The sequence below is a fragment of the Kribbella sp. NPDC048837 genome, from assembly GCF_055586945.1.
In genome coordinates this window covers 59524-74669 of sequence record NZ_JBVJHF010000013.1, presented here as the reverse complement: position 1 = coordinate 74669, position 15146 = coordinate 59524, and the positions used below count along the sequence as shown (strand labels likewise).

Below are 15146 nucleotides of genomic sequence, written 5' to 3'. Positions count from 1 at the left end.
CGGCTACCGCCGGCGGTGTGCGGGGCTATCGCCCGCGATCTGCGGGGCTATCGCCCGCGATCTGCGGGGCTGCCGCCCCGCGTGTGCGTCGGCTGCCGTTGGTCCGCGAGGCAACTCGTCCTGGCAACTCGTCCCGGGGCGACCGAGCTCGGCCGGCCAGCCTTGACTCGTGGATGGTGGTTCCCGACACACCGCGGATTCGCAACCGGATCCACGACTCGGCGACGGGACCCACCGGGCGGGCGGACCTCGATGCACGACTCAACGACCGACCTGCGGCTGCGGCCGACCAAGCAGTCAACCGCGGGCGACGAAGGAGCCCACAACCGCGGGCGGCAGCCCGCACCATCCGCGGCGACAGCCCGCAATCCGCGGGGCGGCAGCCCCGCACACCCGACGGCCAGGCCCCACGCACCACGGGCGGCAGCCCGGCACACCTGGGGACAGCCCGCAACACCCGCGGCGACAGCCGCAAATCCGCGGGGCGGCAGCACCGCACGACGCGGGGCGGCAGCCCCGCAAACCGCCGGCTGTAGCCGACAAGGGATGCACCGGCGACAAGCCGGGGGTGGGTGGGAGCGCGCGTAGCGAGCGCGACGAAGGAGTGGTCGCGTAGCACGCGTGGGACGGACCTTCCACCGGTTTAATCAACATTGACTATTCAAGGTTGATTTACCACACTGACCGGATGATGATCGAAGCTCGCGGACTTGTCCGCACCTTCAAGACCAAGCGCGGGCCGGTGCAGGCCGTGCAGGGGGTAGACCTGGACGTCGCCGACGGGGAGATCGTCGGCTTTCTCGGCCCGAACGGGGCCGGCAAGACCACGACGTTGCGGATGCTGGCGACTCTGATCACGCCGACCAGCGGGACCGCGACGGTGGCGGGGTGTGATCTGGCGAAGGACCCGGTCGGCGTCCGCCGCGGCATCGGTTATGTGCCGCAGAGCGGGTCGACCTTGCCGGAGGCGGTGGCCGGTGACGAGGTCGTCGATCACGCCCGGCTGTACGGCGTACCGAAGGCGAAGGCGGCCGCGGACGGGCAGCGGTTGTTCGAGGAGCTCGACCTGCCGGGCCTGTGGCGGCGGCAGTGCAAGACCTTGTCCGGCGGCCAGCGACGCCGGCTGGACATCGTGATGGGGCTGATCCACGAACCGAAGCTGATCTTCCTGGACGAGCCGACCACGGGCCTCGACCCGCAGGCGCGGGCGAACCTGTGGGAGCACATCCGCGGCCTCCGCGACCGCGGCGCGACGATCTTCCTCACCACTCACTACCTGGACGAGGCGGACGCGCTCTGCGACCGGATCCTGGTCATCGACCACGGCAGGATCGTTGCCTCCGGCACCCCGGAGACGCTGAAGCAGCAGGTCTCCGGCGACGCGGTCCGGCTCAGCCTGGCGGACGCGACCCAGGCACCCATGGTGAGCAAGATCGCGGCCGAGCTCCCGGGCGCGGTCGAGGTGGAGACAGACGGTGACGTGGTCGAGTTCCGGATCCCGAAGGGTGGTTCGGTGCTGCCTGGTCTGCTCCGTTCGATCGATGCCCAGGGCATCGAACTGCACGGCGTCGAGGTGCACCGCCCGACGCTCGACGACGTGTTCCTGACCATGACCGGCCGCTCCCTGCGCGACGAGGGCGCGACGCCGGCCGAGACCGAGCAGAAGGAAGCCGAGAAGGAGGCCGTGGCATGACCGCGCACACCCTGACCCGACCCCACTATCCCGGCAACGTGCTCCGGGAGACCTGGATCGTGTTCCACCGGGCCATGCGGTTGTCGCTGCGCAACCCGATGTGGTCGATCCTGATGCTCAGCCAGCCGCTGATGTACCTGTTCCTGTTCGGCCCGCTGCTGAAGCCGATCACCGCCCAGATCAGCCAGGGCGCGACCACCAACGCGTACCAGGTGTTCATCCCCGGCCTGATCGTCCAGCTCGGCATGTTCGGCGCGATGTTCGTCGGCTTCGGCCTGATCGCGGAGTACCGGGCCGGCGTGATCGAGGCCGACCGGGTCACGCCGGCGTCCCGGATCGCGCTGATGGCAGGGCGAGTACTGCGCGATGTCGTCGTACTCGTGGTCCAGTCCATCCTGCTGCTGCTCGCCGCGATCCCGCTGGGCCTGCGTGCTCCGTGGGACGGCGTACTGCTGTCGCTGGTGATCGTCGCCCTGCTCGGCGCAACGTTCGCCTCACTGTCGTACTCGGTCGCGCTGATCACCAAGAGCGAGGACGCGCTGGCCCCGCTGCTGAACGGGATCGCCATGCCGTTGCTGCTGCTGTCCGGCATCCTGCTGCCGATGCAGATCGGCCCGACCTGGCTGCAGCGGTTGTCAGACATCAGTCCGCTGAAGCACGTCGTGACCGGTGTACGGTCGCTGTTCCGCGGCGACATCGGAAGCAGTTCGTCGCTGTGGGGGCTGTTCTGGGTGGTGCTGCTGACGGTCATCGGCCTGGCGGTCGGCGCCCGCACCTTCCGCAAGGAATCCGCCTGACGCAAGGCATTGTTCATCGGTACGTCGCACAGCGGGCCTAGCGTGCCGCTGTGCGCTCGCCGATGGTCCGTGGAGTCGTCGGCTCCGTCGTAGTCGCCGTGGCGAGCCTGGTGACGTCGGTGGTGCCGCCGTCCTCGTGGGTCGCCACCCTGCCGATCACCGGCGAACTGCGGCACTCCTTGCCCGGCCGGATGGTCGGACTCACGTTCATGGTCGCCGGGCTCGGGCTGATGGCCTGGGCCTGGCTGACCGTGGGCCGACAGGTGATGGCCGGGCTCCGGCCGCCACTGCTGCGAATGACGGCGTACTGGAGCGCACCGCTGCTCCTGATCCCGCCACTGTTCAGCCGCGACGCCTGGAGCTATGCGGCACAGGGCGCACTGGTCGCCGAGGGCTACAACCCGTACGACGTCGGCCCCGGCGTACTGTCCGGCCACATCGTCGAAGCGGTCGACCCGATGTGGATGCAGACCCCTGCTCCGTACGGTCCGCTGCCACTCGCGTACGGCGGTCTGGTCGCGCGCGTGACCATGGACCCGTACGTGCTGATGCTGGCCCACCGGTTGCTCGCCGTACTGGGCATCGTGCTGATCGCCTGGGCCGTGCCGCGGCTCGCGACCGCTTGCCGGGTGGACCCGGTCTTCACCACCTGGCTGGTGGTGCTGAACCCGATGCTGATCACGCATGGCATCGGTGCGGCGCACAACGACGTACTGATGCTCGGACTGGCCTGCAGTGCGTTCGCTCTGGCTCTCACCGGCCGATGGGGTACGGCGGCCGTCGTCGCAGGTGCTGCGGCTGCGGTGAAGCTCCCTGGTGGACTGGTGGTGATCGCCATCGCGGCAGTGATGAGCCCTCTGGCCGGACGGACGTTGCGGTTCGCCAGTCTGGTCATCGCAGGAGCGGTGTCGGTCCTCACGCTGGTCACCATCGGCGAACTGACCGGCGTGGGGTCCGGATGGCTCAGTGCCCTCGACGTCCCCGGACTGGTCCGCTCGCCGTTCTCGATCGCGAATCTGATCGGCATGGCGGCGTCCGGCGTACTCGCGTGGTTCGGCGAGGACACCGCAGCACAGCAGGCGCTCCAGATCGTCCGGCTGGTCGGGATGCTCGTGGCCGTCAGTCTGATCGCAGTGCTGAGTCTGCGGTCGTCGATCCATCACGCGGCGCGGGCTGTCGGCATCGCTCTGCTGGCTGTGGTGCTTCTCGGCCCGACGGCGCACGACTGGTACTTCCTGTGGTGTCTGCCGTTCCTGGCTGTCGCTCGACCAGGCCGGCGACTGATCACCACGATCACGGCGGTGAGCCTCATCTTCACCATCGCCGCGCCACTCAACTCGTCGCTGCGCGGTGCGACGATTCCGATCCTCACCACGACCGCTCTGGTCATCGCGTCGGTGCTGCCGCTGCTCAACCACCTGCGGACGCTGCACCCGGCGAGGAAGGCGGCAAAGGTGGAGGTGCCGCCCAGTCCGGTTACGACTGGCTGAGGGCAGCCAGCAACGCCTCGTTCAACGGCCGGTGACCAGTGCGCGGGATGCGCGCCTCCACCACGTCCAGTCCGGCGACGGTCGGCGCCAGAGCCGCCCGGAGTGCGTCAGGCGTTTCCACCAACTGGTACGGCGTACTAGTGGCGGCGCAGAGTGCGGCGAGGTCCACGTTGTGCGGCGTGCCGAAGACACGCTCGAAGTGCGTGGCGTGGGTCGGGTCGCCTTGCTCGAGGGTGGAGAAGATGCCACCGCCGTTGTCGTTGACGACCACGATGCGCAGGTCGGGCCGCGCTTCGTCCGGACCGATCACGAGGCCGTTGGTGTCGTGCAGGAAGGCGAGGTCGCCGATCAGCGCGTACGTCGGGCCGGCGTTCGCGAGCGCCGCGCCGACCGCGGTCGAGATGGTGCCGTCGATCCCGGCCAGGCCGCGGTTGGCGATGGTCCGGATCGGGACGACCGGGGCGAGGTCGAGGTCGCGGACCGGGTTCGAGGACGCGACCACGAGCATGCCGTCGGCGCCGGCCGCCTCGCCGACGATCGCGGCGACGCGCGGTCCGCTCAGGCTGTCGGAGAGCACCTTGTCGATCGCCGGACGGGCCAATTGGTCCGCCTGCTGCCAACGGTCCAGCCAGTTGGTCGCATCGGCCTCGGTGACCTCGAGTCCGGTCACCACGGCGGCCGCCCGGCGGGCCGGATCCGGCCACGGCCCGGTCGGCGAGACCACGATCACCTCGACGTCCGGCCGCGCCAGCAGCTTCGAGATCGGTCGCGACAACGTCGGGTGGCCGAACACCAGTACCCGCTCGATCTGGTCCGTCAAAGAACTTGCCTGCAGCAACAGTCGGTACGCCGAGATCACCGACGGACCCGTCCGGGCCCGGCTGGACGGCTCCGCGAACAACGGCCACTGCCCCGCCTCGGCGACCAACCGCGCGGCCTGGGACGCACCGTCGCCCGCAACCACCACAGTCTTGGGGCCTGGCGACACAGCCGACGGCGGCCCGGCTGCGGCGTGCACAGCGGTCCACGGCCCGGTACTGCGTCCATTCAACGACTCTGGCCACTCCGCGCCTTCGGTAGGTACTAGCGGCTCCGACAAAGGGCAGTTGAGTTGCACCGGACCCGGATCGGACGAACGGGCACCCGTGGCGTTGGCCACGGCCCGTGCGACCTGTGAGCGCCAGTACGCAACCTGACCGACCTCGCGGACCGGCGTACCCATCTCGTGGAACAGCCGGACCGCGGAGCCGAACACCTTGATCTGGTCCGTGGTCTGGTTGGCCCCGCTCCCCCGCAACGCCGGCGGCCGGTCCGCGCTGAGCACGATCAACGGCAGTCCGCTGTGCGATGCCTCCAGCACGGCCGGGTGCAGGTTGGCCACCGCCGTGCCGGAGGTGGTGACCACCGGCACGGGCAGTCCGGTCCCCCGGATCAACCCGATCGCCAGGAATCCCGCCGTACGCTCGTCGATCCGGACGTGCAGCCGCAGCCGGCCGTCGCGGTCCGCTGCGGCGAGCGCCAGGGCCAGTGGGGCGCTCCTGGAGCCCGGGGCCACTACGGCCTCGCGGACACCGCACCGGATCAGTTCGTCGACCACTACCGTCGCGAACGCCGTGGACGGGTTCATCCGGCACTCCTCTTCTGCACTCGGGTCATGCGCTCTTCCCACACCGCGGTCCTGGTCTCGTCCGCCCGAGCCGCGTCCAGTAACGCCGGGTCGGGTCGGAGCCGCTTCACCGGCAGGAAGCCGTCCACCGGCAGCAACGGCTCGGCGACGACCTCTTGGGTGAACATCGACACGGTCGCGAGTCCACAGGCGTAGGGCAGCTCCGGCAGCGCGGCGGCGAGGGCCACGCCGGCAGCAATGCCTACCGAAGTCTCCAGGGCGGACGACACCACCACGGGCAGTCCGATCTGCTCGGCGATCTCCAGGCACGCACGGACTCCACCGATGGGCTGGACCTTCAGCACGGCGATGTCCGCGGCCTCGAGCTTCTTCACCAGCAAGGGATCCTCAGCTCGCCGGATCGACTCGTCCGCGGCGACCAGTACGTCGGTGCGCCGTCTGACCTCGGCCAACTCCTCCACAGCCGCGCACGGCTGCTCGACGTACTCCAGGTCGAAGCGCTTGAGTTCTTTGAGGCACCGCACCGCCTCGTCCACCGACCACGCGCCGTTGGCATCGATCCGCACCCGGCCGGCACCGATGGCGTCCCGCACGGCCTCGACGCGCTCCAGGTCGTCGGCCAGCGTCTGACCCGGCTCGGCCACCTTCACCTTCGCCGTACCGCAGCCTGACGCCCTGACGATCTCGGCGGCCTTGGACGGCCCGACCGCCGGCACAGTGCAGTTCACAGGTACGACGTCCCTGATCGGTGTAGGCCAGCCGTCGACAGCTGCCTCGCGCGCGGCCCGGAGCCAGGACACACAGGTCGCGTCGTCGTAGTCCAGGAACGGACTCCACTCCGCCCATCCCGCCGGTCCTTCGAAGAGCATGCCTTCGCGCACGGTGATGCCACGGAACTTGTTCTTCAGGCCGATGGAGTACGTGATCACCGCACGCCCTCCAGCAGCGCCTGGCGATCAACCTTGCCCGAGGCAAGCATCGGCAACGCGTCCAGCCGGACCACGTCCCGCGGCGCCCAGGTCCGCGGCAACGTCTCGCCGACCCAGTCGCGCAACTCGTTCCGCGGAGGTTCACCGACCACGAACGCCACGACTCGCGTCCCCCATTCAGCATCAGGCACGCCCAGCACCACAGCGTCCTTCACCTCCGGATGCTCGAGCAGCCGCGCCTGCACCGTGGTCAGCGTGACATTCACCCCACCGGAGATCACCACGTCGTCGACCCGGCCGATCACCCGCAGCCGGCCGTCCACGAGCTCGCCCCGGTCCTGCGTCCGGAACCAGCCGTCCTTCAGCACCTCCGCCGTGAGCTCCGGCCGCAGCCGGTACCCGGAGAACAGCGTGCTGCCCTTGATCAGGATCCGCCCGTCATCCAGGTCGATCGACGTCCCGTCCAGCGGCACACCGGCGTACACACAGCCACTGCCCGTCTCGGTCATCCCGTACGCCGGAATCGCGGTGACGCCGGCCTCGGCCGCGCGGGCCTTCAGCGGCGCCGGCGTGGCCGCACCCCCGATGATGATCGCGTCGAACGATCGCAATGCGTCGAGGTCAGTCTCCAGATAGCGCGCCAACTGGGTCGGCACCATCGCGGTGTACCGCCGCGGACCGGTCATCGACGCTGCGGCCGCAGTGAAGCTGTCCTGGGCGATCACCGGTGCCAGACCGGCCACTACTGACCGGGTGAGGATCTGCAGGCCGCCGACGAAGTACGGCTTCATCGGGAGCAGCCATTGGCCCGGTCCGCCGAGCCGGTCGTGGGTAGCGGCCGCGGACGCGAGCAGGGCTTCGCGGGACAGCAGGACGCCCTTCGGCTCACCGGATGACCCGGAGGTGGTCAGCACCACCGCGCAGTCGTCCTCGAGTGGCTCATCCGGTGCGGCCGCCTGCCGGACCCGGGCGGCTGCTGCCGGATCGGACGGCACCGGGGCGAACGGCGTACCGCTGCCGTCCAGTACGCCGGTGAGCGCGGACAGCACGGCATCCGGCGTACCGGGGACCAGGCGCAAGGTAGACATGTCAGTCCGAGCGTACGGCCCTCGTTGCGACCACCTGCCGAGTGGCTGACAGAATCGACGGTCATGGCCACCCCTGCCCAGTGGATCGAAGGCGCCCGCCCGCGCACACTGCCCGCTGCGATCTCCCCAGTCCTCGTCGGAACCGGTGCGGCGGCGTACCTGGACGGCTTCGTCTGGTGGAAGGCCCTGCTCGCCCTCGGCGTGGCCCTGGCGCTCCAGATCGGCGTCAACTACGCCAACGACTACAGCGACGGCATCCGCGGCACCGACGAGAACCGCGTCGGCCCACTGCGCCTGGTCGGCTCCAAGGTCGCCACGCCGGGACAGGTGAAGACCGCAGCCTTCACCTGCTTCGGCGTAGGCGCCGTCCTGGGCGTGATCCTCTGCGCCACCTCCAACTGGTGGCTGCTGGTCGCCGGCGCCGCGTCACTCGTCGGTGCGTGGTTCTACACCGGCGGCAAGCGCCCGTACGGCTACCGGGCCCTCGGCGAAGTCAGCGTCTTCCTCTTCTTCGGACTGGTCGCCGTACTCGGCACCACCTACGTCCAGGCCGAAACCCTGAGCTGGACCGCCGTAGCCGGCGCAGTCTCCGTCGGCTCCATCGCCTGCGCCCTCCTCGTCGCCAACAACCTCCGCGACATCCCCACCGACACCACCACCGGCAAACGCACGCTAGCCGTCGTCCTAGGCGCGTCCCGCTCCCGCAAGCTGTACACCGTCCTCATCGCCCTGGCCTTCATCCTCGCGACACTCTCCGTCTTCGCGACCCCATGGACCCTGCTGGCCTTCATCGCCCTGCCACTCGCAGTCAAAGCAGTCCGAGTCGTCCTGAGCGACGCCGTAGGCCCAGCCCTGATCCCCGTCCTCAAAGACACCGGCCTCACCGAACTCCTGTACGCCGTAGGCCTCGCCATCGGCCTTGCACTCGGGGGGTAGTCCTTCCCACGCGTGCTACGCGACCACTCCTTCGTCGCGCCCGCTACGCGCGCTCCCACCCGCCCTCCGGCTCATCGCCGGCGCATCCTTGCCGGCTACCGCCGGCGGTGCGCGGGGGCTAACGCCCGCGTTGTGCGGGGCTAGCGCCCCGCGAGGTGCGGGGCTGCCGCCCCGCGTGTGGGTCGGCTGCCGTCTTCCGATGAGACAACTCCTCCCCGGGCAGCTGAGCTCGGCCGGCCAGCCTCGATTCGTGGATCGTGGTTCCCGACACGCCGTGGACTAGCACCCGGATCCACGACTCGGCGACGGGCCTCCGCCAGCGAGAGAACCTCACTGCACGACTCGACGAACGGCGTGCAGTTGTGGGCCGACCTGCCAGCCAGCGGCCGGCGCTGGAGCGGCGATGTAGCACGCGTGGGCCAACCCGGCCTACGTCACGGACGGCTGCTCCCCGGGCAAGCGCCGACCAAGCAGTCGACCGCGGGCGGCAGCCCGCAAACCGCAGGCGGCAGCCCGCAAGGGACGCACCGGCGACAAGCCGGGGGGCGGGTGGGAGCGCGCGTAGCGGCGGCGACGAAGGAGCGGCCGCGTAGCACGCGTGGGGGCTTACACGTGCTCAGGCTCGGTCCACCGACCAGTCGTCGCGAAGACCTCCAGCGTCGCCATGTACGGCGCGATGTCGATCCCGCTCGTCCGCAGCCACGCGTCGTCGTAATACGTGTTCCCATAGCGTTCGCCGCTGTCGCAGAGCAGCGTGACGATGCTTCCCCGGGCGCCCGTACGGCGCATCTCCGCGGCCAGCCGCAGCGCGCCCCACAGGTTCGTGCCGGTCGAGCCGCCGACGAGGCGGCCGGTGACCCGGGAGCAGAAGCGCATCGCGGCGATGGACGCGGCGTCGGGGACGGAGATCATCCGGTCGACGACACCTAGGACGAACGACGGCTCGACGCGGGGGCGGCCGATGCCTTCGATCAGGGACGGGCGGCCGGTGGAGTAGTTGTCGTCGCCGGCTTCGAAGGCGGGGAAGAAGGCCGAGTTCTCCGGGTCGACGACGGCGACCGAGGTGTCGTAGCGCTGGTAGCGGACGTAGCGTCCGATGGTGGCCGACGTACCGCCGGTGCCGGCGCCGACGACGATCCAGGTCGGGATCGGGTGCTGCTCGAGCGAGAGCTGGCCGAAGATCGACTCGGCGATGTTGTTGTTGCCGCGCCAGTCGGTGGCGCGCTCGGCGTAGGTGAACTGGTCCATGTAGTGGCCGCCGGTCTCCTCGGCCAGCCGCTTGGCCTCGCCGTAGATCTGGCCGGAGCGCTCGACGAAGTGGCAGCTGCCGCCGTAGAACTCGATCAGCTCGACCTTCTCGGGGCTGGTCGAGCGCGGCATCACGGCGACGAACGGGAGGCCGAGGAGGCGGGCGAAGTACGCCTCGCTGACCGCGGTCGAGCCGCTGGACGCCTCGATCACCGTGGTGCCCTCGGTGATCCAGCCGTTGCACAGCGCGTACAGGAACAGTGACCGGGCCAGCCGGTGCTTGAGCGAGCCGGTCGGGTGCACGGACTCGTCCTTCAGGTACAGGTCCACGCCGGTGCCTTCCGGCATCGGGAACACGTGCAGATGGGTGTCCGCGCTCCGGTTCGCGTCGGCGTCGACGATCCGGATCGCCTCGGACACCCAGGCCCGGGCCTTCTCGTCCCGCCGGTCAACCTCGCGACACACCCCGCCAACCTCACTCATGCGGGCCAGGCTAGGGCATGCGGCCCCATCCTGTGCAGTCGCGAGCAGGTGCTCGGTGGTGTAGCTCGGTGTGCCGGGGCGAAGGGCTCGATGCGGAGCATCGTGGCCTTTGCACCGGTGCAGCGAGGTGCGCCACCGAGTGCCGCGCAGCACGCACAGGATGGGGCCGCATGCCCTAGGACGTTGGGAGCGATTTGAGTATTCCTACGCTCGGTCAGCATTCGCGGGGCCACCAGGATGAGGCGCATGGTTCCCCTGGGGTTCGAGCCGCACTTCTCGGCCGGTGAGGTCGTGCTGATCGGCGTGGTCGTCGTCGGCTTCGGCGTACTCACGGCGCTGCCGGCCACCGCCGCCCTCGCGGCGGTCGGGCACCGGCGGGGCCGGCTGCACCGCGGGTGGAACGCGTTCTGGTACTGGCTGTGGGGTACCGCGCTCACGCTGGGGAGCGTGGTGGCGTTCCTCTATCTGCACCTCGAGTGGTGGTCGATCCCGCTCAGCTGGCCGCTTCCGCTGCTGCTCGCCTCGGCGCTCAATCCCCGGGACCGGCGACCCGGGGGCGAGCTAGGTTGGGGGGACATGACGACTGGGCAGGGGGAGCGATGAGCGAGAACGACGACCGGCCGACGCGGCAACGGGTCGCGCTGACCGACATCAGTTCGCGGGCGTGGGAGCATCCGGCGGACCGCGGTGCGCTGGTGGCCCTGCGGCAGCTCAAGGGGTTCGACTACGTCCTGCGGAAGATGTCCGGGATGATCAACGAGCGGGCCTTCCGGCTGCAGTTCCTCGGCGGGGCGATCCGGGTCGACGAGCGGCAGTTCCCGGACGTGCACCGGCTCTTCACCGAGGCGGGTACGACGCTCGACGTCCGGAAGCTGCCCGAGTTGTACGTGATCAACAGTCCGATCTGGAACGCCGTCACGATCGGCATGGACAGGCCGTTCATCGTGGTGAACAGCGCCCTGGTGAAGGGCCTGGACGAGGAGGAGCTGCGGTTCATCCTCGGTCACGAGCTCGGCCACGCCCAGAGCGGGCACGCGCTCTACCAGTCGCTGCTGCTGTGGCTGATGCGGCTGACCGGCGCGATCAACTGGATGCCGATCGGCGCGCTGGGCATCCGCGCGATCATCGCCGCCTTGCACGAGTGGTCCCGCAAGGCCGAGCTGTCCGGCGACCGGGCCGGCCTGCTCGCGGTCCAGGACCCGGCGGTCGCGCTCCGCGTGCAGATGAAGCTGGCCAGCGGCGGTCAGCTGGCCGAGCTCGACACCACGACCTTCCTCGCCCAGGGCACGGAGTACGAGAGCGCCGGCGACCTGCGCGACAGCGTGCTGAAGCTGCTGCTGCTCGAGGCGCAGACGCACCCGATGGCCGTGATCCGCGCACACGAGCTGCGGCGCTGGGTGAACGACGGCGAGTACACGACGATCGTCTCCGGCGACTACCCGAAACGCCAGGACGACGCCACCGCGTCCATGTCGCAGGAGGCGAAGAACGCCGCCAAGTCGTACTCCGACGCCTTCGCCCGCTCCCAGGACCCGCTGGCCAAGTTCCTCCGCGACCTCAGCGACGGCCTGGGCGGCGTCCGCGACTGGGTCTCGTCGAAGTTCCCGCCGAGATGATCGATCTGCTCGACGTCGGGCCGGACCACTGGAAGGTGTGGCGGGAGCTGCGGCTGGCCGCGCTCGAGGAAGCGCCGTACGCGTTCGGCTCGCAGCTCGTGGACTGGGTGGACGCCCCCGAGGAGCGCTGGCGTGAGCGGCTCAGCGTGCCCGGCGCCTACCAGGTGATCGCGTCGCTGGACGGTACGCCGGTCGGCATGGCCGGCGGACTGCGCGCCGACGAGCCGGGAGTCACCGAGCTCGTGTCGATGTGGATCGCTCCGTCTGGCCGCGGCCGGGGCATCGGCAACGCCTTGATGACCTCGGTCGAGACCTGGGCCCGTGGCACCGGCGCGACGGTCCTCAAGCTGTCGGTTGCGGATGGCAACGACCCGGCGCACAAGCTCTATCTCCGCAACGGTTTCACCGATACCGACGAGCTCGGTGACCTGATGCCGGACGGCGTACGGCGTGAACTCGTGATGCGCAAGCAGCTCTGAGCGGACAGACGAAGGGCCCGCTTCCCCCCTCCCGGGAAGCGGGCCCTTCGGGCATTCGGAGCGTCAGCCCACGTGGACGGGTCCGTTCGCGTTGTCGGTGGCCAGATCCTTGTGCTTGATCGACAGGCCGATCAGCGTGATCACGGCCGCGCCCAGCGCCAGGAACGCCGACCAGACGAACGCGCGGGTGAATCCGTGCGTCGTCGCCAGTGCGGTGAACTGGCCCTGCAACTGCTTGATCTGGTCCGGCGACTGCCCGGCCTCGGCGGCCTTCTGCAGGCCCGGGGCCAGCTCGGTGAACTTGTCCTTGATCGCGCTGGTGGAGATCGTGCCGAGCAGCGCCAGGCCGATCGCGCCACCGATCTGCTGGACCGTGTTCAGCACCGCGGAACCGACACCGGAGTCCTCGTTCGCGACCCCGCTGACCGCGGTCAGCGTCATCGGGACGAAGATCAGGCCCATGCCGAACGACAGCACCAGGATGTACGGCAGCAGGTGCGTCCAGTACGTCGAGTCGACCTCGAGCTGACTGAATCCGAACATGCCGCCCGCCACCAGCACCCCACCGGCACCGGCGATCCAGCGCGGGTCGATCCGCGCCACCAGCGTCGACGCGACCTGGGCCGCGACCACGATGCCAACACTGAACGGCAGGAACGAGATACCGGTCTTCAGCGCGCTGTAGCCCATGATGCTCTGCACGAAGATGCCCAGGAAGTAGAACATCGAGAACATCGCCGCACCGACGATCAGCATCACGAAGAAGCTGACGCCACGGGTCCGGTTCGCGAGGATCCGGAACGGCAGCAGCGCGTGCCGGGACCGGGCCTCGATGCCGAGGAAGATCCCGATCAGGGCCAGGCCGCCGAAGATGTAGGTCAGCGTCGCCGCGTCACCCCAGCCGTTCGTGGCCGCGTGGGTCAGGCCGTAGACCAGGGAGGTCAGGCCGAGTGTGCCGGTGATCGCACCGGGCAGGTCGAACTTGCCGGTCTGCCGGGCCGACTCGCCCAGGAACCGGAACGCCAGCACCGCCACCAGCAGGCCGATCGGCGTGTTGATGAAGAAGGTCCAGCGCCAGGACGCCTCGGTCAGCGCGCCACCCAGGATCAGGCCGACGGCCGCGCCGGCCCCGGACATCGCGGCGTACACGGCCATCGCGCGGTTGCGCTCCTTGCCGGCCGGGAAGGTGGTGGTGATCAGTGCGAGCGCGTTCGGCGCGGCCGCCGCGGCCGCGACGCCCTGCAGGATCCGGCTGGCCAGCAGCACGCTCTCGCTCTGGGCGATACCGCCGACGAACGACGCCAGGCCGAACAGCACGACGCCGAAAACGAACACCTTGCGGCGGCCGAGGATGTCCCCGATCCGGCCGCCGAGCAGCAGCAGACCGCCGAACGCCAGCGCGTAGGCGTTGACCACCCACGGCAGCGACGCGTTGCTGAAGCCCAGGTCGTCCTTGATGTGCGGCAGCGCGATGTTGACGATGGTGCCGTCCAGCACCACCATCAGCTGCGCCATGCAGATCAGCGCGAGCGCGATGCCTAGATTGCGGTGACCGTGGCCGTTCTCGGTCTCGGTCACCGAGTCGACCGGCCGATCCTCCGGCGGATCGGCCTTGATGACTTCTTCGGACATAAGAAAACTTCCCCTCTTGGGCAGACTGTCTTGCTTGTCGCGGACCGGCCCCTCACCGGTCAGCTCACCTGCGACCCCCGCGCCGCAGGCAGGATCACGTTGTCGATCACTCGGAGGATCAGGTCGTCCGTCGGCTCGACGCCGAGGATGTACGCGTGGTGGATGACGACCGCCGGCAGCGTCACCGAGAGCAGCTCGATGTCGACGTCCGGCGCGATCTCGCCGCGCTCGACGGCCCGGGCGTAGACCGTGGCGACCACGGTCTGCCGGGGCGCGATGAAGCGCTCCTGGAACGCCTTCTGCAGCTCCGGGTCGCGGTGCAGGGCGGTGAGCAGACCGGCGATCACCGACATCGGCAGTTCGTCGGTGAAGCCGCCGTCACCACACGACATCGAGATCAGGTCACCCCGGAGACTGCCGGTGTCGACGTCCTCCGGGATCGGGCAGCCCTTGGCCCGGCTGATCGCGTCGACAACCAGCTCGGCCTTGGTGGTCCAGCGCCGGTACAGCGTCGCCTTGCTGGCCTTCGCCGCCGTCGCCACCGCGTCCATGGTCAGCCGGTCGTAGCCCATTTCGGCCACCACCGCGACGGTCGCATCGAGGATCTCCTCCTCGCGACCACCCTCGACCCGCGGCCGCTGCCGCACTCCGGCTGTGTCCACCACCATCATCACCCTGCGTAAGTATCAAGTCACGATAGAACGAAACCGTTTCGTTTCATCCATCACTCTACGACTCATGTGAAGGGGGGCACAAACGATTTTTCCGGGAATTCCGAAGTGGCATAGGTCACTCTCCGTACCAGTGAACCACTGGTACGGCGTTCTCAGGCGTGGCTGCCCGATCGGGCGAGCGGACGGACCGGGCGGCTGCCCGTCAGTCGTCGTCTTCGGCCGTGCGGGCCTGCTCGATCCGGTGCGAGATCTTCTCGGCGCGGTGCTCGATCTTCCCGGCCAGGCGGTCGCGGGCGGCGCGGAGTACGAAGATGGACAGGATCGAGGACACGATCAGAGCCAGCAGCAGCAGCGGGAACAGGCTCAGCCAGCTGTGCAGCGCGAACCACAGCACGGCCAGGCAGACGGCGAACAATCCCGCCCGCAAGCCGGTGTAGATGGCGAACTCCTTCAT

General features: G+C 69.4%; 14 protein-coding genes. 7 read left to right on the top strand and 7 right to left on the bottom strand.

Features of this window, described 5'->3' with window-relative positions:
- The first annotated feature begins 688 nt into the window (after positions 1-688).
- The 3 genes from ACZ6O0_RS41270 to mptB are packed head-to-tail and all read left to right on the top strand — an operon-like array spanning position 689 to position 3980.
- On the top strand, positions 689-1693 hold the full coding sequence (locus ACZ6O0_RS41270; RefSeq protein ID WP_465770543.1) for an ATP-binding cassette domain-containing protein: 1005 nt from the start codon (positions 689-691) through the stop codon (positions 1691-1693).
- Positions 1690-2490 carry an ABC transporter permease gene (locus tag ACZ6O0_RS41265; protein ID WP_465770542.1) on the top strand — a complete coding sequence of 267 codons (801 nt, stop codon included), beginning with the start codon at positions 1690-1692 and terminating at the stop codon, positions 2488-2490. Before ACZ6O0_RS41270 ends, ACZ6O0_RS41265 begins: the two co-directional genes overlap by 4 nt.
- A 50-nt stretch (positions 2491-2540) precedes the next feature.
- Positions 2541-3980: a polyprenol phosphomannose-dependent alpha 1,6 mannosyltransferase MptB gene (gene mptB, locus ACZ6O0_RS41260; protein ID WP_465770541.1), complete on the top strand. Its 1440-nt coding sequence runs from the start codon at positions 2541-2543 to the stop codon at positions 3978-3980.
- On the opposite strand, the gene menD is transcribed toward mptB, so the two are convergent.
- The 3 genes from menD to menE are packed head-to-tail and all read right to left on the bottom strand — an operon-like array spanning position 3967 to position 7624.
- Entirely contained in the window at positions 3967-5607 is a 1641-nt protein-coding gene (gene menD, locus ACZ6O0_RS41255; protein ID WP_465770540.1) for a 2-succinyl-5-enolpyruvyl-6-hydroxy-3-cyclohexene-1-carboxylic-acid synthase, read from the bottom strand. The genes mptB and menD overlap by 14 nt on opposite strands.
- A complete protein-coding gene (locus ACZ6O0_RS41250) occupies positions 5604-6536 on the bottom strand; it encodes an o-succinylbenzoate synthase (RefSeq protein WP_465770539.1) in 933 nt (310 codons plus the stop codon). Before ACZ6O0_RS41250 ends, menD begins: the two co-directional genes overlap by 4 nt.
- Entirely contained in the window at positions 6533-7624 is a 1092-nt protein-coding gene (menE, locus tag ACZ6O0_RS41245) for an o-succinylbenzoate--CoA ligase (protein WP_465770538.1), read from the bottom strand. Before menE ends, ACZ6O0_RS41250 begins: the two co-directional genes overlap by 4 nt.
- 63 nt (positions 7625-7687) lie before the next feature.
- Here menE and ACZ6O0_RS41240 point away from each other — a divergent pair, with 63 nt between their 5' ends.
- The gene (locus tag ACZ6O0_RS41240) at positions 7688-8560 is read left to right on the top strand and encodes a 1,4-dihydroxy-2-naphthoate polyprenyltransferase (protein ID WP_465770537.1); all 873 of its coding nucleotides are present in this window, start codon (positions 7688-7690) and stop codon (positions 8558-8560) included.
- 606 nt (positions 8561-9166) lie between these two features.
- On the opposite strand, the gene cds1 is transcribed toward ACZ6O0_RS41240, so the two are convergent.
- Positions 9167-10291, bottom strand: a complete 1125-nt coding sequence (gene cds1, locus ACZ6O0_RS41235) for an L-cysteine desulfhydrase Cds1 (protein WP_465770536.1) — start codon at positions 10289-10291, stop codon at positions 9167-9169.
- A gap of 246 nt (positions 10292-10537) precedes the next feature.
- Between cds1 and ACZ6O0_RS41230 the strand changes: the two genes are divergently transcribed.
- From ACZ6O0_RS41230 to ACZ6O0_RS41220, 3 genes are read left to right on the top strand one after another with little or no spacing between them, the layout of a single operon-like run.
- The gene (locus ACZ6O0_RS41230) at positions 10538-10894 is read left to right on the top strand and encodes a hypothetical protein (protein WP_465770535.1); all 357 of its coding nucleotides are present in this window, start codon (positions 10538-10540) and stop codon (positions 10892-10894) included.
- A complete protein-coding gene (locus ACZ6O0_RS41225; protein WP_465770534.1) occupies positions 10891-11907 on the top strand; it encodes a M48 family metallopeptidase in 1017 nt (338 codons plus the stop codon). The genes ACZ6O0_RS41230 and ACZ6O0_RS41225 overlap by 4 nt, the downstream gene beginning before the upstream one ends.
- Positions 11904-12386, top strand: coding sequence for a GNAT family N-acetyltransferase (locus tag ACZ6O0_RS41220; protein ID WP_465770533.1), 483 nt, complete (start codon positions 11904-11906; stop codon positions 12384-12386). Before ACZ6O0_RS41225 ends, ACZ6O0_RS41220 begins: the two co-directional genes overlap by 4 nt.
- A gap of 63 nt (positions 12387-12449) precedes the next feature.
- Here ACZ6O0_RS41220 and ACZ6O0_RS41215 read toward each other — a convergent pair whose 3' ends face one another.
- The 3 genes from ACZ6O0_RS41215 to ACZ6O0_RS41205 form a co-directional block, all read right to left on the bottom strand.
- Positions 12450-14018: an MFS transporter gene (locus ACZ6O0_RS41215; protein ID WP_465770532.1), complete on the bottom strand. Its 1569-nt coding sequence runs from the start codon at positions 14016-14018 to the stop codon at positions 12450-12452.
- Positions 14019-14077: 59 nt separating this feature from the next.
- Positions 14078-14689, bottom strand: coding sequence for a TetR-like C-terminal domain-containing protein (locus tag ACZ6O0_RS41210; protein WP_465770591.1), 612 nt, complete (start codon positions 14687-14689; stop codon positions 14078-14080).
- 205 nt (positions 14690-14894) lie between these two features.
- Entirely contained in the window at positions 14895-15146 is a 252-nt protein-coding gene (locus ACZ6O0_RS41205; protein WP_465770531.1) for a DUF4229 domain-containing protein, read from the bottom strand.